Source organism: Pinibacter aurantiacus (assembly GCF_019130065.1).
GTDB lineage: Bacteria > Bacteroidota > Bacteroidia > Chitinophagales > Chitinophagaceae > Pinibacter > Pinibacter aurantiacus.
On sequence record NZ_JAHSPG010000003.1, the window covers coordinates 567,067 to 586,673 of the forward strand.

The window sequence follows — 19,607 nt, forward strand, 5'->3', positions numbered from 1 at the left end:
TGCAAAGATAGGGAGTGAAAATAGTTACAGCTATTTTCAGGTTTTATAATTGGAGTAATTTTTAATTTGTCAGTTCCTTAGAAAACGTATTTTTAACGCTGACGCTAACAAAACGCGTGTTTTTTTCGCAGTGGCCATGAAAAAAATAAAATATTTCTATAATACCAATAGCCTTCGCTATGAAAAGCTTGAAACCCCTCTACACGTAAAACTGTTACGAGTGTTGGGCTTTATAGCCGCGAGTATTGTTACCTCACTAATTATTGTAGCCATCGCCTTCCGATATATAGATTCTCCGAAAGAAAAAGTAATGAGTGGCCGGTTTGAGAATATGCAAAATAACTACGCTGTTCTGCAGGACCGTGTTCAAAAGCTGCAGCAACAAATGGGAGACCTCGAAAAACGCGACAATAATGTTTACCGCTCCATTTTCGAAGCAGATCCCATTCCGGACAGTGCCCGAGTAAAGGAAATGGAAAAGAAAAAAGAGCTGGAACTGTTGCAGGGTATGGATGAAAGCGATCTTTCGGGTTCCATTGCACGCACGCTCAACAATCTTACGATGCGCATTGCATACGAGGATAAATCCTACAACGAAATTGAGGGTTTTGTAAAAAATAAGGAGGTGATGCTGGCAGCCACTCCTGCTATTCAGCCGGTGAGCAATAAAGATCTTAGCCGCATTGCTTCTGGTTTCGGTCACCGTATCGACCCGGTGTACAAAACCGTTAAAATGCATGCTGGTCTAGACTTTGCTGCTCCACAGGGAACACCGATTTATGCTACTGCAAACGGCACTATTACCGTTGCGGGCAATACCGGTAATGGTTATGGTAACCACGTGATCATTAACCACGGCTACGGTTACGAAACACTGTACGGTCACATGGTGAAGGTGAAATGTTCTCCCGGCCAAATGATAAAGCGCGGTGAGATCATCGGCTATGTGGGCAGTACCGGAAAATCTACCGGCCCGCACTGCCACTACGAAGTACACAAAAACGGTAAACCTCTCGATCCTGTTTACTTTTTCTATAACGACTTAACACCTGAACAATTCGACCGCCTGCTTAAGATGGCCGCGGCGAGCAACCAGAGCTTTGATTAGTGGAGAGTTGAGAGTGGAGAGTGGAGAGTTGAGAATTGAGAGTTGAGAGTTGTTTAAATAGACTAAACCGGTTTGGAGACCATTCTTCAAACCGGTTTTCTTTTTTGCAAACCAGGAGTTGAGATAACCCTTAACTCTCAATTCTCAACTATCCACTCTCAACTCATTTTCAACTCTCAACTCTCCATTCTCAACTGTTAACGACTTTTCCACAGTCACGTAAATCCCCGTGCCACTACCATCAAGGATTGTATCTTTACCAAGCCTATGATGAGGGAATTTCGACAAACAGCATTGGATTTTGGATTTGAAGAGCCGGCTCAACCGGTTCCGACTCCGCCTGTCAGTGCAGTGCCAAATGAAGTTCCTGCATCTGAAGAAGCATCTCCATCTTCCCCGGTTCCCGCCGTTGTAAACGAGGTTTCTGAAATCACGCCAGTTGTGCAGGTCGTCGCACCGATGCCGACAGCGAAAATTCACGTAACTATGCCAACAACAATGCCGAAAACTACGCGGGGCAGAAAGCCTAAAGCGGCTTCTTCTTTGCCTAAACAACCGGGCAAACGCGGCCGTAAGTCATTCAAGGAAATGAATGCGGAGGTTGACCTTATCAATATTCCCGATGATGAGGTGCTTTTTCAAAAACAATATTATTCTATTGGTGAGGTAGCGGAAATGTTTCATGTAAACTACTCTTTGCTGCGCCTCTGGGCCAATGAATTCGACGGGTTTCTGCAACCCAAGAAAAACAGAAAGGGCGACCGCTTCTTCCGCCCGGTGGATGTAAAAAACATTCACATGATCTACCATCTTTTGCGCGAGAAAAAATACACTATGGAAGGCGCGAAAGACTACATTAAAAATCAAAAGAAAAAAGCTGATCAGCAATTTGAGATTACCGTTTCATTGCAAAAACTAAAGGCCTTCTTGTTGGAGTTGAAAGCTAACATGTAGAGAACGAACGCTGATTCTCATGATTCTCACGATTTGTTATGATTTTGTATTAAGTGTCAGGCGTTTTGCATTGGGCGTTCTGCATTAAGCTTCTTTCCCTATAATTATCCTCGTGTCCTTGCCCGCAAGCTCCACTTTATTTACCTCCAGCAATCGTAATACCTGCAAATTGATCGTTTGCTTTAGCTGGTTGAAATCATCCTGGGGAATTACACCAGTGTAATATTCCACGGTTAAAATGTATGCGTTTTGTGTAATGTCGCTGAAGGTTACATTGTTGTTTGTTACAACCGGATTGCCCAGTATTCTTTTTATGCCGTCAGCTATTTGCTGCATCGTATCGGCAGAGGTAGACAAACTTATTTCCAATCGGATATCTCCCCGGCGCAAACTTCTCAATGTAAGATTGTCCAATACGCTGTCCACCATTTGCTTGTTGGGTACGGTCACAAAGGTCTTTTGATCCGTGCGGATCCTTGTGCTTCTCAATCCAATCTTTTCTACAGAACCGGAAATATTTAACACCTTCACACTATCGCCAATATGAAAAGGCTTATCGAAAAAGATGATGAACGAAGCGATCAGGTTTTCCAGACTTTCTTTTGCAGCCAAAGCGATGGCTGCACCCACAATACTTAAACCTGCAAGCAGTTTGGTAACGTCTTTATGAAATGCAAAACGAATGACTAGTATAATGCCTATCAGAATAATGATCGCTTTAAAAAAGTCTTTGAAGAAGGAAACCATTTTCGTCTGCGCCACATGATGGGAAAACTGCGCCTGATTGTCCTGCATGGTGGTAGCGATGAAATCAATAAACCGCAACAACATTCCGATGAATGCGATAATGATAATACAGCTGCCAATGGAATCAATAATTTGCTCAGCGGTTACCTTATGTATGGAGAAATGAAATGCTGCGGGAAAGGTGAGTTTATCCAACGTTACAAATGTGACAAGCAGCACCAGGAAAATTTCAAGTGGTTGCACAAGCAGGTCAAAAAAAGATTCACGGCTCACTTTCCAGGATGTATTCTTGATAAGCCTGAAAAGTATGCTGGCTATATATTTTGAGAATAATCTTTTAAAGATCAGGATAATAAAAATCGTGATCGCACATATGATATAGCTCTCAATAGTATTGCTAAGAAATTCGTGTTGAAGGAAATTCATTTCAAATTAGTTGTTAGTTGATGGTTGTTAGTTGTTAGACTTATAGTTAAGACAGTCCCTTGCGGCTTCTGCTAACAACTATCAACTAACAACAAACAACTCCTCTCACAATTCATACACATAGACTTTCCCACCGGAAAGGCAGTACAGTTTATTTACAGAGATACGGCATTTTTCTACATTAGTAAGCAGGGAAGGAAATGCCTGTTCGTTTAGCATGAGTGTGCCGGTTTCATATTTTTCCAATACGTTACCCTTTCTGCCGAAAACAGTTTTGTCAATCACCTGAAAATCTTCCCAACCCAGCAAAGCAATTTTATTTTTTAAACTTCCATAGTAATCAAAAATGAACAGCCCTTGTTTGGGATCGTAGAGATAAACCAGTTTGTTATGATCTTCAATATCAACAGGCGTTGGCGGCGTACTGAACAACACACGAAAATCAGAGCTATTATCTATCACATTTCCATTGTCGTCAAGCCTTTTAAGCTTTGCTTCTACTTCATCATATACCCAAATGCCATTATCGAACGACTGGCTGATGGCTCGTGCCTGCATTATGTTTTGCTGACGTAAATCAAAAGTGTAGCGTTTGTTCAGAACCCTGTCAAGCACCACAACCGTTGTAAAATCCTGGAAGTATAACAACAACTTTAAAGGGTTTGTTGCATCGATGTAAGTAAGGTTGCCATATCGTCTCACTTCATTGAAAACACCCACAGAATCCCCCTTCTCATTGAGTTTCTTAAGTTGGTATTTACTGTTGATGAGATAAACATTGCCCAGGTTGTCAACGGTGAAATTGATGATGTCTCCTTCGATCACTTGCAGCAATTTGAGGTCTGCGCCCGGGGGAACAGTGTCAGTGAGGAGTTGTTGGTTGTTAGTTCCTGCCCGACTGACGTTAGCAGGCTGGGTTAGTTGATAGACAACCTGTGCATCATTGCTGGAAGGAAATGCAATAGCCAATGAGGTATTGAATACAACGAGGGATAATATGACTAAAAACTTTCTCAAGCCTTGTAATATTTTAAGTGAAGGTCATTGCCGTCAAACTCTGCGTAGCTGTCGTAGTAAATCCAGTCGCCAAGATTTATGTAACGGCTGTTCTGGCCAAGATCAAAATCTATTGGCAAATGCCTGTGTCCGAAAATGAAGTAATCGTAGTGTTTGTTTTGCAAAATCTCTTTGCTGTAAATGATCAACCATTCGTTTTCGGGACCTAAAAACTTCTTGTCGTTTTCACCTGTTGCAGCGCGGCTGGAATGACTCATGTAGTTTGCAACACCAACGCCTATTGCTGGTGGCAACACGCCAAACAGCCATTTACAAACGGGATTGCGAAATATTTTCTTGATAAATTTATAACCGTGATCTCCGGGACCAAGGCCATCGCCATGACCCACTAAAAATGTTTTGTTGTTGAAAACAAATTCTTTCGGCTCGTAGTAAACAGGAATGTTTAATTCTTTCTCAAAATAATCCCGCATCCACATATCGTGATTGCCTACAAAGAATGTTATTGGAATGCCACTATCTGTGATCTCTGCCATTTTTCCCAAAATCCTCACGTAGCCCTTTGGTACCACTTTTCTGTATTCATACCAGAAGTCAAACAGATCGCCTACAATAAAAATGTGCGCGGCATCTTTTTGTGCGATGCTTAAAAATTCCACAATGCGTTTTTCCCTGGTGAGACTTGTTGCATGATCAGGAACACCTAAATGAAAATCTGATAGAAAATAAACTTTTTTATTGGGCGCCAATTCCATTCTTACTTCACTTTATTTTTTTGATTGTTATAATACTCCACTACGTCTCCGGATTCTATCACGTCTAAATTTTCAACACTTTTACCGTACCAGTAGATCCACGCTTTTATTGAATTATTATCGGCAAAAACAGTTGTAGTTTCTCTTACAAATAATTCACTCTGCGTTTCTTCATACTTGTCGAGTTTGGCAAACGCGTCTACAAAAAGATCATCGTTTTTCAGCTTATACAATTCTCCTTGTATAAACAGCTGCGCGTCCGTTGGAACAGCCGCAGGAAAATTGCCTTCATCATAGAGCACTCCCCTGATCTGCGCGTTGCAAACAAAGGAAAAATATTCTTCTATCATCGAGTGCGCTGGAAAGGGCTTTCGAAGTGTGCCATATACGAACAAGCAGGTTGACATATTGAACTATTAAATAACTGATTAACTGAGTGATTCTATGCTATGAAGACTTTTTGGTATTCAACCATTCAGTTATTCAGTTAATCAGTTATTCAGTCATTGCCTCCCTCTACCAAAAAACAATACACCTCCTTCGGACCGTGTACACCTACAACCAATGTCTTCTCAATATCAGCTGTGCGACTGGGACCGGTTGCAAAAGTGATCAGGGAAGGCAGATTATTTCCGTACTTATCTTTCATAAACAGCAGTCCATCCTTCACATCATACACCAATTGTTTTGTGTAAGCGATGCAAATATGAATGGGCGCATACACACTCACGGTGCGTCCGCTTTCCTGACCCGCACTCATTACAATGGTGCCTGTTCTGGCAACCAAACATTCGCATGAGGTAATGCTTGCATCACAATTCTTGAGATCATCTGTATACCACTGGCCCAGAGTGCCTGAAAAGTTATTGCGCAGGGCTGTTTCATTGCAAAATAGTTTTTCCCACTGATTGGATGTTGCAAGCTGAGAAAGCTGATGGGCCAACTCTTCTTTGTTCATGCAATACACAAATTTGCCTTTCAGGTTGGTGAATTCTTCGGCAAACTGCACTTCCAATTCTTGTCGTGAGGGCTGAAATACAGAGCTATTTCCCTCACTTTGTAAAAAAGGAATAGGCGTTGAACTACTCAACGCCTTTCTTATTTTCTTTAAAATATTTTCCTTGGATGGTGAAACGTTCATATCAATTGAAAGTTGAGAGTTGAAAGTTGAGAGTTGAGAGTTAAGCTTGAATGACCAACGATACAGGCATTTTCAACTCTCAACTCTCAATTCTCCATTCTCAACTAATTATTCAAAGCTTTGTTTGTTACATCGCTATCATAAGGAGGAACGCCTTCACTGATCTCTCCCATTGTTGAACTGCTACCATGATCTTTGCCGTCTACGTCCAGCACTTTCTTCTCTTCAAACGGACGTTTTCCTATCAAAACTTCTACATCGCTTTGGAACAAAACTTCTTTGTCCAATAATGCTTCTGCTAGTTTTGCTACATCGCCCTTCTTCTCTGTAAGTAAAGCCTTGGTACGTTCGTAAGCAGCATCAATCAATTTTCTTACTTCCTCGTCAATCATTTTGGAAGTTTCTTCAGAGTATGGTTTGGTGAATGAATTTTCCGTTTGCGGATCATAGAAACTTACGTTACCTATTTTATCATTCATGCCATACACAGTTATCATTGCATATGCAGTGCGTGTAATTTGCTGAAGGTCGTTTTGTGCACCGGTAGAAATTTTGTTGAAGAAGATCTCTTCACTTGCACGTCCACCCAACGTCATACAAATTTGATCCAACAGTTGATCTGTGTTGTACAGATATTGTTCTTTAGGAGTATATTGAGCGTAACCCAATGCAGCAGTACCTCTCGGAACGATGGTAACTTTCAGCAAAGGATATGCGTGTTCCAGGTACCAACCGCAAATAGCGTGTCCGGCTTCGTGGTAAGCGATGATCTTTTTCTCGTCAGGAGAAATGATCTTGTTCTTTTTCTCCAAACCACCGATCACTCTGTCAACTGCATCCTGGAAGTCTTCCATTTCCACACCGGCTTTACCTTTACGGGCAGCGATCAATGCAGCTTCGTTACATACGTTGGCGATATCTGCACCTGCGAAACCCGGAGTTTGTTCAGCCAGTTTATGAATATCTACAGTGTTTGAAATTTTGATTGGTTTCAGATGCACTTTGAAGATCGCTTCACGACCTTTCACATCCGGTTTATCAATGCTGATCTGTCTGTCGAAACGACCTGGACGCAATAGTGCGGTATCCAAAACATCCGGACGGTTAGTTGCCGCCAGAACGATGATTCCGCTGTCGCCACCAAATCCATCCATTTCCACCAGCAACTGGTTCAATGTGCTTTCGCGCTCGTCGTTGCTCATGATCGCGTTTTTACCGCGTGCACGACCGATCGCATCAATCTCATCGATGAATATTACGCAAGGTGATTTTTCTCTCGCTTGTTTGAACAGGTCACGCACACGGCTCGCACCCACACCCACAAACATTTCAACGAAATCACTACCGCTCATGCTGAAGAAAGGAACTTGCGCTTCACCTGCCATGGCTTTTGCCAAAAGCGTTTTACCTGTTCCCGGAGGGCCTACAAGCAATGCACCTTTCGGTATCTTACCTCCGAGCGACGTATACTTTTTCGGATTCTTCAGGAAGTCAACTATTTCCATCACCTCTACTTTCGCTTCGTCCAAACCGGCTACGTCGCTGAAAGTAATGTTTACTTTTGTGCCTTTATCGAATAGTGTAGCTTTAGATTTTCCAATGCTGAATATGCCGCCGGGGCCGCCGGTTCCGCCGGCGCCGCCACCCATTTTACGCATCAGCAATATCCAGATCAGCACTATCACCACAATTGGGAAAATATATCCCAGAAACTGAGTGAGCCATTCAGGTTCGCTTTCGTAATTGGGTGTAATCGCTTTAACTGTCGGATTTCTTGTATAAAACTCGCGAAGGTCGTCCGCAAATATTTTAGGTTCACCAATTTCAAATTCAAATTGCGGGCCTTTATCGGTTACAACACGCATTGAATTTTTTGAGGTAAAGCTTTGATAGTAAGCCTTTTTAAGACTATCTGATTTAATGAAAACCTTTACGACCTTTTTGTTGCTAACCACTACCATTTTATCAACATCGCCTTTCATCAGCATGTTTTGAAAAAAATCGGACTGGTTTATCTTTTGTCCGTCCTGATTGAACGAACCCCAAATCTGAAAGCTGAGCAGGATCGCTGCGATAGCTCCCCACACCCAATAGATGTTGAATTTTGGTCCTTTCGGAGCGTTTCTGTCATCTTTGGGACGCATCTTTGGGAACTGGCCTTTGTTATTTGGTTGTTTATCTTCTGGTAACATGATATTAGTCTTGTTCTAAATTATTGCTATGTTGTTTTGTTGGTTCAATGCCTAGCCGTTATGCTCAGTTACTTCCGCGTCGCTCCACATTTCTTCGAGTTTGTAGAACTTGCGGGTTTCGGGTTGCATCACATGCACGACAACGTTCACATAATCTATCAGCACCCATTGTAAAGCCGAGCGCCCTTCCTGCCTGTAAGGCATTTCATCGCACTGGCTTTTCACTTCCATTTCTATAGAATCTGATATAGCTTTTACTTGTGGAGAGGATGATCCCTGGCAAATGATAAAAAAATCTGCAACTGCTTCTGGGATTTTTCGAAGATCCATAGCTATTATGTTTTCACCCTTTTTTTCCTGAATAGCATGAATGATGACCTTGAGGATTTTGGAGCTCTTCGTTAACCTTGCTACACTGCTACGTTTGCGGGTAGCTAATACTGACAATTGTTCCAATAATGAAATCTTTTAGTAATTAAATATTAGTAGGTTGCTATTGTGATTCCGGGGATGTTTCTTAGCTAAAATAGCCCCGTAACTAAAGTAAACTACATTCAAAAGTTGCCTTACGGTTTTCAAAAAGTGGCTGAAACTCAATTCCTGTTTTTCAGCGGCCTTTACCATCTCAAAATAAAGAAAATACTACATTCGCAACGCTCAAAAGTAATAATCTTTTCCAACTTCTTTATGTATGGTAACTATAGGCTTCCCTTTTACCGAATTGGCTAGTATTGACAGCACCAACAACTATGCCATGGCAATGGCACATGAAGGATTGGCCACTCACGGAGCGGCTTTTTTTGCCCACGAACAAACGGCCGGAAAGGGACAATTGGGGCGCCAATGGAAAACCACGGCGCTGGAAAACATCATGCTTTCCATTGTGCTTAAGCCTTCGGGGCTTCCGGTCACCCGGCAATTCTTCTTAAGCGCGGCAATTGCTGCCGGTTGTTATGACTTTTTTAAAAAATATGCGATTGACGATGTTGCGGTTAAATGGCCAAATGATATTTACTGGCGTGACAGAAAGGCAGGGGGAATTTTAATAGAAAACGTCCTTGCCGGCAAGAATTGGCAATTTGCCATTGTGGGGATTGGCCTCAACATCAACCAGACCGTTTTTGCCGATGGCGTGACAAATCCGGTTTCGCTAAAACAAATAACGGGGAAAACCTTTCCAACAGTGGAAATGGCAAAGGAGTTGTGCAATTGCCTGCAAAAGAGATATGATCTGCTATTTTCTGCGCCTTTGCAGGAAACTTTGGATAACTACAACGAAATCTTGTACAAAAGAGGGCAAAAAGTAAAACTGAGAAAGGATATCGCCGTTTTTGAAACAATCATCAAGGGCGTGAATGAACAAGGCAAATTGATGACTTTTGATACAATGGAGCGGGAGTTTAGTCTGGGGGAAGTTAGTTTGGTAGTGTGAGTCGCTCATTTACCACTAAGGCACTAAGGACACGAGTTTCACTAAGATGGTCATGTATATAATTTACATAGTGAAACTTCGTGTCCTTAGTGGTGTTTCTTCTTCTCTTATTTCCAGAAATCTTCCGGCATAGGTTTATTCAACAAATTCTTGTAGTAAAACTTGTAAGACTCAAGTGCATTGTGAATGCGCTTAGCCGCAACATTTGAACCGATTCCGTGACGCTCGTTTGGATAGAGCATAAACTCAAAATCCTTTTTCAGATCTTCCAGCTTGTTGATCAGTTGAATGCTGTTTTGCATGTGCACATTGTCATCGGTTGTGCCGTGTACAATTCTTATCAATCCTTTGTATTTATCGGCATAGGTATTAACAGCAGTGTTTTTATACCCATCCGGATTGTCTTTTGGCGTATCCATAAAACGCTCGGTGTAATGCGTATCGTACAACTGCCAGTCTGTTACAGAAGCTTGCGCAATACCAAAATCAAATACATCTGCACCGTAGGTTAGCGCCATGCAAGTCATGTAACCACCAAAGCTGCCGCCGGTAATGCAAAGTTTGCCATTATCCATCCATGGCTGTTTTTTCAACCAGCGGCCACAGGTCATGAAATCTCCAATTTCATATTTACCCAACTGACGATAAATGTAGTTCATGCCGTTTTTTCCGAAGTGGCCACTGCTGCGATTGTCAAAAGCCACCTGCACCAGGCCCTCTTGTGCCCACCACTGGTTAAGGCCACCAACAGGTTTCCATCTGTCGTAAACGGTGCCTGCATCCGGGCCACCATAAATACTTACCAATACCGGATATTTTTTGGAAGGATCGAAGTTGATAGGATAAGTGATCGTTACTGGCAAATCAAACAAACCGTCATCGCTTTTTACCCTTACCAATTCTGTTTTTGGGAGTGCATAGCTCTCAAAATTTGCGCCCCTGCTATCGCCCAATTCACGAATTACTTTTCCTTTGTTGTCAACCAGCGCCATTGTTGGTGGCGTGTTAAGATTGGAATAGGTAGTGATGAAATATTTGCCATCCGGCGAAACATTGATCGCGTCGTGGGTGTATTCGCCAAAAGTCAGTCTGGTAATGCCTTTGCCATTGAAAGGAGCTTTATATAAATCAAATCGAGCTGAGTTTTCTTTGCGTGCTTTAAAGTAAACGGCTTTGTTTTTTTCATCCACAAATGAAACGGCAGTAACGGTAAAATCGCCCTGGGTAATTGCATTTACAAACGTGCCATCTGCATTGTAGAGATACAATTGTTTCCAACCGCTTTTGTCACTTTTAACAATGAACTGTTTTCCTCCGTTGATGAACTGGAAACGATCATCTTCATCCAGTACGATCCATGTTTTTTGTTCTTCGCTGTACACCTGTTTTTTTGCGCCATCGAAACCTACTGAATAAATTTTCAGGTTGTTCTGGTCGCGGTTCATCCACTGCACCCATAAGGTATTGTCTGGTGCCCACATTGGAGTGCCGAAATACTGATCGTCCTTGTCGTTGAAATCTGCCCAATTCACTTTTGCATTGGCAATGTCGGCGATACCAATTTTTACTTCGGGGTTTTTATCGCCGGCTTTTGGATAGCGTTGATTTTCCAAATAACCATGTTGACCGTCTGCGACATAAATAGGGAAAACAGGCACCATTGATTGATCAAAACGCATGAATGCAAGGTGTTTGCTGTCATCGCTCCACCAGAAAGCCTTGTAATGACTGGCTCTTCCGAGAATTTCTTCATAGTACACCCATGAAGCATATCCATTCAAAATGTTGTCAGAGCCATCAGTTGTAAGTTGTGTTTCTTTATGTGTTGCAATCTCCAAAGCATAGAGATTGTTGTTCTTTGTGTATGCGAAAAATTTTCCATCCGGAGAAGCGGTCATATTTACCGCACCTTCCACGCCGATCATTGGTACTATTGGCTGGGTAGGTTTCAATTGTCCGGTGAAAACAACCGCTTTGCCTGTTTTGGCGTCCACGCTGTATTGTGTGGCTTTGCCATCTTCTCTCTTTGTTTCCAGGTAATGTTCATTGTCGATCCATCTCGAGATGTCCGGCAATGGCTTGGTAATATTCAGATTGGCGCCGGATTTGAAAACATCGTTGAACGAGAATGTTTTCTTTTGGGCAAAAGAAATGTTTGCACTGCACATCAATGCAATTGATGCGACAAACAGTAGATTTTTCCTCATGTTAGGCATTTATTTGATCGTCGAATGTAAAAAAGGTTTTGAGAAATGTGATACCGATGGTGTAAAAAATTGTGTCGCCCATTTCGATTAAGCCAATTGTACGATACAATCTTAGATTTGCTGTCTTAATAGATGAAAAACAGATCCCATGAAACTTCGACGAAATAAGAAAAAGCAATCCGAATATCTGACAAAGCAAGCGGTTTCATCAAAAGTAGAAAACGTAAAAGCAAACATTAAAAGAGGCTTGAAGGAAATGCAGCAGTTCAAACTGGGAAAGCTAAAAGGAACATTTGCAAAAGATTTTTTGAATGAGCTATAAGGTCATCGCCGTTGTTGGTATCGAAGCTCAGCTTGCAGCGCCGACGTACCAACAACAATTGTGCTGGTTGTTGTTGGTGAGCTCCCGCCCAAAGCAACGATTTACACCAACAACGGCGGCGAAAACCAACTAAAAGCTTAGCTGGACTTGTTTTTTAACCGCTCTAACAACTCTTTGATTACGCTTTCATGAGATCTAAGTTTTCCCTCTTCTGCTTCTGTCAGGGCTTTGTCGATAGCTTCTTTTTGCTCATCGCTAATCTCATCCCACCAGTCATTTTTTTCATCCATAGATAGGAAGTTTAAAAAATTTAGAACATTAAATAAAAAACTCTGGCTCGTGTCTTCACGAGCCAGAGCATCTATGCGTTATCTTTTGTAGTAAACATTCAAAGAATTCTTAATTCTTAATTCCTAATTCCTAATTGATCTCCCCTATTTCACTTCCTGCATATTTACCAGCTTCTTGTAGAAACCTTCCAGCGCAATCAACTCTTCATGCGTACCGCGTTCTACAATTTCACCTTTTTGCAATACTATGATTTCATCTGCGTGGCGAATGGTGGAAAGTCGGTGTGCAATCACAATGCTGGTGCGGTTTTGCATCATATTATTGATGGCGTCCTGCACCAGTCTTTCACTTTCTGTATCGAGGGAAGAAGTGGCTTCATCCAGGATTAAGATCGGAGGATTTTTCAATACCGCCCTGGCGATGGTGAGCCTTTGTCTTTCACCGCCGCTCAGTTTAGAGCCGCGGTCACCAATGTTGGTATCGTAACCTTCTTCTTTTTGTACAATGAATTTATGCGCATTGGCTACCGTTGCGGCGTTAATGATATCTTCCTTAGTAGCATTTGGAGAGCCCAAAGAAATATTGTTTGCGATGGTATCATTAAACAAGATCGGCTCCTGCGTTACAATGCTTATGTGTTGTCTCACTGATGCTAAAGAATAGTCTTTTATATTAACACCATCAATCAACACTTCACCACCCGTTGCATCATGAAAACGCGGTACAAGGTCGGCCAGAGTTGACTTTCCGGCACCGGAGGAACCTACCAACGCAACGGTTTTACCTTTTTTAATAGTAAGATTGATGTTCTTTAAAATCACTGCATCATCGTAGGCAAATGACACGTTGCGTAATTCAATGCTATCATTAAAGGCTGGCAATTGCTTACCGTTGAGATTGTCCTGTACAGTTACCGGTGCGTTCAGTACTTCTTCCACACGCTCAATCGCTGCAGCACCTCTTTGTATGTTAAAGAAAGAAGTTGAAATATTTTTTGCCGGATTAATGAGCAATCCGAAAGAAGCTATGTACGCCAGCAAACCAGATGCTGTAAGCGTATTGCCACCAGCCAATACAAGTCGTCCTCCGAAGTACAAAATAATACAAAGCACCATTACACCAAGCAATTCGGTAAGAGGAGAAGCAAGATCGCGACGGGCATTCATTTTTTTGCGAATGCGGAAAAGGTCATCATTTATTGCAAAAAATCTTGTGCTCAATAGTTTCTCTGCCATAAATGCTTTGATCACACGAAGACCGCCAAGCGTTTCATCCATGATCGACAAACTTTCACCGAGTCTCACAGCTGCGTCTTGTGATTGCGTTTTCAATTTACGACTGATCCTCCCGATAAAAAAACCTGTTACGGGCAATAAAATCAAAAGAAAAAGAGAAAGCACAGGTGAAATAATGATCAGCGAGATGAGGTATCCGATTATCGTGATAGGATCTTTTACCAATCCTTCCATAGTACCCACTATCGAACTTTCAATTTCGACGATATCATTGGTCATTCTCGACATAATATCGCCCTTTCTTTTTTCGGTAAAATAGCCTACCGGCAGCTCAAGGATCTTGTTATACAAGTCCTTCCTCATTTCTGTGACCACAGCACTTCTGATTGGCGCCGATAAAAGATTGGAGAGATATAGGAAAAGATTTTTTAATAATGTAGACCCAATAAGAAACACGCAGATGATAGTCAATGCGGCAACACGTCCGTCGCGTTGAATCACACCTACAAGGTATCGGTTCACTACCGACAACAATTTTGTGTCACTCAAAATTTGTTTTGCAGGCTGATCGGGCTTGAAAATAAGATCAAAGAAAGGCATCAACATGGCGATGGAAAAAACACCAAATAATGTAGCCAGTAATGTAAAAACAAAATAAAGCGTCAACTTGTCGCTGTACCGCCTGATATACTTAAAAATCCTCGAAAACTTCTTCATTTTATATTTGATCGTGTGGTTTTATCCCAGCTTCACTTTTAAAGCTGTAAATTTACAGCGCACAAAGGTAATATTATGGAAGAAGGAAAAAGACAAAAACAGGTGGCAGGTTTGTTAAATGAAGAACTGAACGCCATTTTTCAAAAACTCGGTTTAAGCATGATAGATGGCGGAATGGTTTCCATTTCCTCCGTAAAAATTACTCCTGACCTGTTCCAGGCGAGAATATATCTAAGTTTTTTCCAGATAAAAGACCCCAAGGCTACCCTCAAAAAAATTGAGGAAAGAGAGTGGGAAATCAAAAAAGAACTGGTTGCCCGCGTAAAAAGCCAGTTGCGCTCTATGCCGCAACTTACCTTCTACGTCGATGATACATTGGATTATGTATTTAAAATGGAAGAATTATTTAAAAAGATCAATGAGGAACGCCCTTCTTCAGACGAAGAGAAATCCTAAGTTTACAGCATAAAAAACTTCCCGATTGAATTTTCTATTTGCCTGGCGCTATTTCAGATCTAAAAAATCAACCAACGCCATTAACATCATTGCATGGATAAGTGTACTTGCCATTATGGTGGGTACTGCTTCATTTATCGTGGTGCTTAGCGTGTACAATGGTTTTGAAGACCTGGTAAAATCACTGTATGCGTCGTTTTACACCGACCTTAAAGTGGTTCCGGTAAAGGGCAAAACGATCATTTTTACTCCGGAAGAATTGGCAAAGATCAAGACTGTTCCAGGCGTGGATGCCTATTCGCTGAATGTGGAAGAAAAGGCTCTGATGAGAAATGGCGATTGGCAAAGCCTGGTGTATTTAAAAGGTGTTGACTCTGATTACACGAAGGTCACCAGTGTAAAGCAACATGTAAGACATGGCAATTATGAATTGGGGACCGCAGATAAACCGGTAGCTGTATTGGGAGTTGGTGTTGAAAATGCTTTGGCACTAGAGGCAGAAAAAGCTTTGCTTCCATTAACGGTTTACCTCCCGCAAAAAGGTGAGACCACCGACCCACTGCAAAGTCTCGCGGCAGATAATATAAGCACTTCAGGGGCTTTTGCTATTCAGGAAGATTTCGACAATAAGTATGTCATTACCAACATTGGCTTTATGCAGCGTATGCTGCACTTACAGCCGGATGAATACAGCGCGGCAGAAATTTCTTTAAAAGCCGGTGCCAATCCGGATAAGGTCAAACGCAATTTGCAGGCAGCTCTCGGAAACAAAATTGATGTAACAACAAGGTACGAGCAGAACAAAACATTTTTCTCTGCCATGCAGCTGGAAAAATGGATCATTTACGGCGTACTTTCATTGATACTTACGGTGGCTGCGTTTACAATGATCGGTGCATTGACGATGCTGGTTCTGGAAAAACAAAAAGATATTCAAATATTAAAAGCGCTTGGCACGCCCGACAATAAAGTGCAGGGCATTTTTCTAAGTGAGGGCCTACTATTAGCTTCTGTTGGCGGCGTGGGCGGCGTTCTGCTGGCGGTGATTATTTGCTGGGCGCAGGAAAAATTCAAAATCATTGCTCTCGAAGGAGGCAGTTTTGTAATAGATCATTACCCTGTAAAACTATACGCATCAGATGTTTTGCTGGTGCTCTTTACCGTTATAATTGTGGCAATGCTGGCCTCCTGGTTTCCCTCTAGAAAAGCTTCTTTACAGCCAATTGAGTTGCGATAGGCGCAATGTGGGAATTTGAAAATTTGAAAATTTGAAAATTCTTTATTGTCGACCACCAAAACGGTTACCCAATTTCAAAACATTCGAAGAGTTGAAAATCCATGATGCAAGTCACACCTCTCATTTTCAAATTTTCAAATCTTCAAATTCTCAAATTGCCGGATAGTCTCCCAGCGTCTCCGGTATCTGCGCCAGCGCCTTAGCCAACTGTTCATCATTCGGTGCTACTCCGTGCCACTCGTGATGTCCTTCCATAAAATCCACGCCTTTGCCCATAACAGTATGCATCATGATAGCGATCGGTTTTCCTTTCCCTAAAAATGTCTTCGCGCTTTCAATGGTGCTGACAACAAGATCCATGTTATTTCCGTCCTCGAGGCGAATTACTTCCCAACCAAAAGAGGCAAATTTTTCAGGCAGGTTGCCCAAATTCATCACTTTTGCGGTAGGGCCGTCAATTTGTTGTCCATTCCAGTCTACAGTTGAAATAAGATTATCCACTTTGTGGTGTGCTGCAAACATTAAAGCTTCCCAGTTTTGTCCTTCATCCAATTCCCCGTCTCCATGAAGTGTAAAAACGGTTTGCGGATCGTTGTTAAGCTTTTTTGCGAGTGCCGCTCCAATGGCTACACTCATGCCCTGCCCCAGTGATCCGCTGGCTACGCGAATGCCCGGAAGGTGTTCATGAGTAGTTGGGTGTCCCTGAAGACGAGAATCTAATTTCCTAAATGTGTTTAATTCTTTTAATTCGAAATAACCTGATCTTGCAAGAGTTGCATAGAAAACCGGTGAAATGTGTCCATTGGACAAAAAGAAAATATCTTCTCCTTTTCCATCCATTGAAAAGGATGGGTTATGCTTCAATATTTTAAAATAAAGTGCTGTAAAAAATTCTGTACAACCTAAAGAGCCGCCGGGATGCCCACTGTTTGCGCCGTGTACCATTCTCAAAATATCCCTCCTTATCTGCGATGCAGTTTCTTGTAGTGTAGGCATATATAAAGTGTTGAGTTTAACAAATCTAATCTTAAAAAAAATTTATACCAACAATTTGAATACATTAAAGTTTTCTAATATAAACGGTATGTGGTACTTTATTTGCATTGTATTTAACCTGCATTCCTGTCTAATATCATGGTAAACCATTAGAAGAATAAAAATTTTTGGTTATCAGACCACTTTGAATAAGGGTTATCCAACTTAAAGTATATTTTTGTACCGCAATCAATTAAACCTTATGTTAGATGTAATACTAAGCTTATCTATCTCTTTTGCAGTCTCTTATTTGGCCATACCAATCATCATTAAGGTTGCCAAAATCAAAAAACTGTACGATGTACCGGACGAAAGAAAGGTACACGTAACGCCGATCCCTTCATTGGGCGGCCTTGGCATTTTTGCCGGTTTTGTGTTTGGCTGCATGCTTAGTACAAACTTTGCCCAATCCAGCGAAATGCAATATTTCATTGCTGCTACACTGGTTATTTTCTTCCTTGGTATTAAAGATGACATTCTTATTCTGTCCCCAATAAAAAAATTCATTGGCCAGGTGCTGGCTGCCTTTATTGTAATCTATAAAGGAGGAATTCAAATCAACAGCATGCATGGCTTCTTAGGCATTCATGAATTGCCTGAGATGTACAGCTTGTTGCTTACTTATTTTACAATTCTTGTGGTGATCAATTCTTTCAATCTTATTGACGGTATTGATGGTCTTGCAGGAAGTCTCGGTCTAATGGTATCTGCGCTTGTAGGAATTTATATGCTTCAGGTTGGCGAAACAGCTTATTCAATCCTTGCATTTTCGCTTGCTGGCGCACTGGTTGCGTTCCTGCTATTTAACTTCCAGCCTGCAAAAATATTCATGGGTGATACCGGCTCGTTGCTTATCGGCCTTATCAACTCTATATTGGTGATCAAATTTATCAATGTATCAGAAACATCCACAATGCCAATGAGCAGCGGCCCTGCAATTGGAATCGCGTTGTTGTTCATTCCATTGCTCGATACACTAAGAGTGTTTAGTATAAGAATGCTGAAAAGACGTTCACCATTTAGCCCGGACAGAAATCACATTCATCACTTGTTACTTGACAGAGGCCTATCCCACAGAAATATCGTTCTTACATTAGTTGCCGCTAACATTGTTGTAATCATCGCTTCAGCTTATTTTTCTCCTTCTGTGAATTGTACTTTGCTCGTGTTGGGCATCAGTACAGCCTTCTTTGTGGGAATCGGTATTTTGCAAAAAACCAAGCGCCCAAGATTGTTTGTGGCGAACCTGCAAAAAAGCGCTGTTGAAAGCAATGCTCTTTCTACCAAAATAGTTCCACTGACAAAGGATTCCGTATTGGAGCAGAAGTAGAGACAAGTTAAAAGTCAAAAATCAAAAGTCAAAAGCAATCCTGGCACGCCTTCTAAACGATGCCATTTTGTAGATGACGAGGAGCTCATTTTTTTGAATTTTGATTTTTTAATTTTTACTTTTAAATACTTACAAAATTCACATTAGATTTGCGCCATTAATATTAGCACTATGTCTGATGAATTAGCAATAATAATGGATGATACGGAATCGTCTATGAGCAAGGCGATTAAACACCTGGAAAGTGAATTAACAAAAATACGCGCCGGAAAAGCAAACCCTCAAATAGTCGATGGCATTACCGTAGACTATTACGGTTCAGCTACTCCGCTTGCACAAGTTGCCAATGTATCTGTGGTAGATGCACGCACCTTGACCATTCAGCCCTGGGAGAAGAACATGCTTCAACCGATTGAAAGAGCTATCATCAATTCAAATATTGGTTTAAATCCACAAAACGATGGATTGATCATTCGCCTGTTCCTTCCACCACTTACGGAAGAGCGTCGTAAAGAATTTGTAAAGAGAGCCAATGGTGAAGGAGAAGCTTCAAAAGTATCTATCCGCAATATTCGCAGAGATGCAATTGAGATGATTAAAAAATTGCAGAAAGATGGCTTGAGCGAAGATGCTGCGAAAGACGCTGAGAAAGATATTCAGACTATCACAGATAAATATATAGCGCAGATTGAAAAACATCTTGCAACAAAAGAAAAAGAAATCATGGCTATCTAGCCTGATTAAAACATAGATTATAAAATGCCGGCATTGTGCCGGCATTTTTATTTAGTGGCCGGAGCAAATTACCCAGTTGCCCTCAAAAAGCATTGATTATTTGATAAAGCGGCTCGCATGTAAAACACGATAATTGGTATAATAATGATGCTGAACTGATTAGCCGAACTATTTTTTTATATACATTTGTCGCAAACGGAAACAATGCATTTCAATTCTTCGAAATGTAAACGTAATACCTAACCGCAGTAATTGATCCAGAATCCTCAA

The 19,607-nt window shown here is 41.5% G+C and carries 19 protein-coding genes; 8 read left to right on the forward strand and 11 right to left on the reverse strand.

Features of this window, described 5'->3' with window-relative positions; genetic code table 11:
* Positions 1-136 precede the first annotated feature (136 nt).
* Together KTO63_RS08115 and KTO63_RS08120 are read left to right on the forward strand one after the other, a co-directional pair.
* Positions 137-1,108: a M23 family metallopeptidase gene (locus KTO63_RS08115; RefSeq protein WP_217790724.1), complete on the forward strand. Its 972-nt coding sequence runs from the start codon at positions 137-139 to the stop codon at positions 1,106-1,108.
* Between the two features lie 267 nt (positions 1,109-1,375).
* On the forward strand, positions 1,376-2,062 hold the full coding sequence (locus KTO63_RS08120) for a MerR family transcriptional regulator (RefSeq protein ID WP_232373084.1): 687 nt from the start codon (positions 1,376-1,378) through the stop codon (positions 2,060-2,062).
* A gap of 84 nt (positions 2,063-2,146) precedes the next feature.
* Here KTO63_RS08120 and KTO63_RS08125 read toward each other — a convergent pair whose 3' ends face one another.
* The 7 genes from KTO63_RS08125 to rsfS all read right to left on the reverse strand — a co-directional run bounded on the left by KTO63_RS08125 (position 2,147) and on the right by rsfS (position 8,670).
* A complete protein-coding gene (locus tag KTO63_RS08125) occupies positions 2,147-3,235 on the reverse strand; it encodes a mechanosensitive ion channel family protein (RefSeq protein ID WP_217790725.1) in 1,089 nt (362 codons plus the stop codon).
* Between the two features lie 105 nt (positions 3,236-3,340).
* Positions 3,341-4,252 carry a hypothetical protein gene (locus tag KTO63_RS08130; RefSeq protein ID WP_217790726.1) on the reverse strand — a complete coding sequence of 304 codons (912 nt, stop codon included), beginning with the start codon at positions 4,250-4,252 and terminating at the stop codon, positions 3,341-3,343.
* The gene (locus tag KTO63_RS08135) at positions 4,249-5,007 is read right to left on the reverse strand and encodes a UDP-2,3-diacylglucosamine diphosphatase (protein WP_217790727.1); all 759 of its coding nucleotides are present in this window, start codon (positions 5,005-5,007) and stop codon (positions 4,249-4,251) included. The genes KTO63_RS08130 and KTO63_RS08135 overlap by 4 nt, the downstream gene beginning before the upstream one ends.
* 2 nt (positions 5,008-5,009) lie before the next feature.
* Positions 5,010-5,414, reverse strand: coding sequence for a gamma-glutamylcyclotransferase family protein (locus KTO63_RS08140; protein WP_217790728.1), 405 nt, complete (start codon positions 5,412-5,414; stop codon positions 5,010-5,012).
* Positions 5,415-5,506: 92 nt separating this feature from the next.
* Positions 5,507-6,148 (reverse strand): LutC/YkgG family protein, encoded by a 642-nt coding sequence (locus tag KTO63_RS08145; RefSeq protein ID WP_217790729.1) that lies wholly within the window; start codon positions 6,146-6,148, stop codon positions 5,507-5,509.
* 104 nt (positions 6,149-6,252) lie between these two features.
* Positions 6,253-8,340 (reverse strand): ATP-dependent zinc metalloprotease FtsH, encoded by a 2,088-nt coding sequence (ftsH, locus tag KTO63_RS08150; protein ID WP_217790730.1) that lies wholly within the window; start codon positions 8,338-8,340, stop codon positions 6,253-6,255.
* 51 nt (positions 8,341-8,391) lie between these two features.
* Complete coding sequence (gene rsfS, locus KTO63_RS08155) at positions 8,392-8,670, reverse strand: ribosome silencing factor (protein WP_232373085.1); 279 nt, start codon at positions 8,668-8,670, stop codon at positions 8,392-8,394.
* Between the two features lie 361 nt (positions 8,671-9,031).
* Between rsfS and KTO63_RS08160 the strand changes: the two genes are divergently transcribed.
* Positions 9,032-9,772: a biotin--[acetyl-CoA-carboxylase] ligase gene (locus KTO63_RS08160; protein WP_217790732.1), complete on the forward strand. Its 741-nt coding sequence runs from the start codon at positions 9,032-9,034 to the stop codon at positions 9,770-9,772.
* 107 nt (positions 9,773-9,879) lie between these two features.
* On the opposite strand, the gene KTO63_RS08165 is transcribed toward KTO63_RS08160, so the two are convergent.
* The gene (locus KTO63_RS08165; protein ID WP_217790733.1) at positions 9,880-11,979 is read right to left on the reverse strand and encodes a S9 family peptidase; all 2,100 of its coding nucleotides are present in this window, start codon (positions 11,977-11,979) and stop codon (positions 9,880-9,882) included.
* Between the two features lie 148 nt (positions 11,980-12,127).
* On the opposite strand from KTO63_RS08165, the gene KTO63_RS08170 reads away from it, so the two are divergent.
* On the forward strand, positions 12,128-12,301 hold the full coding sequence (locus KTO63_RS08170; RefSeq protein ID WP_217790734.1) for a hypothetical protein: 174 nt from the start codon (positions 12,128-12,130) through the stop codon (positions 12,299-12,301).
* 137 nt (positions 12,302-12,438) lie between these two features.
* On the opposite strand, the gene KTO63_RS08175 is transcribed toward KTO63_RS08170, so the two are convergent.
* Together KTO63_RS08175 and KTO63_RS08180 are read right to left on the reverse strand one after the other, a co-directional pair.
* On the reverse strand, positions 12,439-12,591 hold the full coding sequence (locus KTO63_RS08175) for a hypothetical protein (RefSeq protein WP_217790735.1): 153 nt from the start codon (positions 12,589-12,591) through the stop codon (positions 12,439-12,441).
* A 144-nt stretch (positions 12,592-12,735) separates the two neighbouring features.
* Positions 12,736-14,544 carry an ABC transporter ATP-binding protein gene (locus KTO63_RS08180; RefSeq protein WP_217790736.1) on the reverse strand — a complete coding sequence of 603 codons (1,809 nt, stop codon included), beginning with the start codon at positions 14,542-14,544 and terminating at the stop codon, positions 12,736-12,738.
* 75 nt (positions 14,545-14,619) lie between these two features.
* On the opposite strand from KTO63_RS08180, the gene rbfA reads away from it, so the two are divergent.
* Both rbfA and KTO63_RS08190 read left to right on the forward strand, forming a co-directional pair.
* A complete protein-coding gene (gene rbfA / locus KTO63_RS08185) occupies positions 14,620-15,000 on the forward strand; it encodes a 30S ribosome-binding factor RbfA (protein ID WP_217790737.1) in 381 nt (126 codons plus the stop codon).
* A 25-nt stretch (positions 15,001-15,025) separates the two neighbouring features.
* Positions 15,026-16,237, forward strand: coding sequence for an FtsX-like permease family protein (locus KTO63_RS08190; RefSeq protein WP_217790738.1), 1,212 nt, complete (start codon positions 15,026-15,028; stop codon positions 16,235-16,237).
* 150 nt (positions 16,238-16,387) lie between these two features.
* Here the strand turns inward: KTO63_RS08190 and KTO63_RS08195 are convergent, their stop codons facing one another.
* Positions 16,388-17,275, reverse strand: coding sequence for a transketolase (locus tag KTO63_RS08195; RefSeq protein WP_317195751.1), 888 nt, complete (start codon positions 17,273-17,275; stop codon positions 16,388-16,390).
* Between the two features lie 199 nt (positions 17,276-17,474).
* Here KTO63_RS08195 and KTO63_RS08200 point away from each other — a divergent pair, with 199 nt between their 5' ends.
* Entirely contained in the window at positions 17,475-18,602 is a 1,128-nt protein-coding gene (locus KTO63_RS08200) for an MraY family glycosyltransferase (protein WP_217790740.1), read from the forward strand.
* Between the two features lie 171 nt (positions 18,603-18,773).
* A complete protein-coding gene (frr, locus tag KTO63_RS08205) occupies positions 18,774-19,337 on the forward strand; it encodes a ribosome recycling factor (RefSeq protein ID WP_217790741.1) in 564 nt (187 codons plus the stop codon).
* Positions 19,338-19,607 lie beyond the last annotated feature (270 nt).

Bases quoted from the DNA above. Each gene is read 5' to 3' on its own strand.
- KTO63_RS08120 (WP_232373084.1), top strand. From the start codon at position 1,376: ATGATGAGGGAATTTCGACAAACAGCATTGGATTTTGGATTTGAAGAG.
- KTO63_RS08170 (WP_217790734.1), top strand. From the start codon at position 12,128: ATGAAACTTCGACGAAATAAGAAAAAGCAATCCGAATATCTGACAAAG.
- KTO63_RS08145 (WP_217790729.1), bottom strand. From the start codon at position 6,148: ATGAACGTTTCACCATCCAAGGAAAATATTTTAAAGAAAATAAGAAAG.
- KTO63_RS08135 (WP_217790727.1), bottom strand. From the start codon at position 5,007: ATGGAATTGGCGCCCAATAAAAAAGTTTATTTTCTATCAGATTTTCAT.
- KTO63_RS08175 (WP_217790735.1), bottom strand. From the start codon at position 12,591: ATGGATGAAAAAAATGACTGGTGGGATGAGATTAGCGATGAGCAAAAA.
- KTO63_RS08165 (WP_217790733.1), bottom strand. From the start codon at position 11,979: ATGAGGAAAAATCTACTGTTTGTCGCATCAATTGCATTGATGTGCAGT.
- KTO63_RS08125 (WP_217790725.1), bottom strand. From the start codon at position 3,235: ATGAATTTCCTTCAACACGAATTTCTTAGCAATACTATTGAGAGCTAT.
- KTO63_RS08180 (WP_217790736.1), bottom strand. From the start codon at position 14,544: ATGAAGAAGTTTTCGAGGATTTTTAAGTATATCAGGCGGTACAGCGAC.
- KTO63_RS08115 (WP_217790724.1), top strand. From the start codon at position 137: ATGAAAAAAATAAAATATTTCTATAATACCAATAGCCTTCGCTATGAA.
- KTO63_RS08140 (WP_217790728.1), bottom strand. From the start codon at position 5,414: ATGTCAACCTGCTTGTTCGTATATGGCACACTTCGAAAGCCCTTTCCA.
- ftsH (WP_217790730.1), bottom strand. From the start codon at position 8,340: ATGTTACCAGAAGATAAACAACCAAATAACAAAGGCCAGTTCCCAAAG.
- KTO63_RS08200 (WP_217790740.1), top strand. From the start codon at position 17,475: ATGTTAGATGTAATACTAAGCTTATCTATCTCTTTTGCAGTCTCTTAT.
- rbfA (WP_217790737.1), top strand. From the start codon at position 14,620: ATGGAAGAAGGAAAAAGACAAAAACAGGTGGCAGGTTTGTTAAATGAA.
- rsfS (WP_232373085.1), bottom strand. From the start codon at position 8,670: ATGGATCTTCGAAAAATCCCAGAAGCAGTTGCAGATTTTTTTATCATT.
- frr (WP_217790741.1), top strand. From the start codon at position 18,774: ATGTCTGATGAATTAGCAATAATAATGGATGATACGGAATCGTCTATG.
- KTO63_RS08160 (WP_217790732.1), top strand. From the start codon at position 9,032: ATGGTAACTATAGGCTTCCCTTTTACCGAATTGGCTAGTATTGACAGC.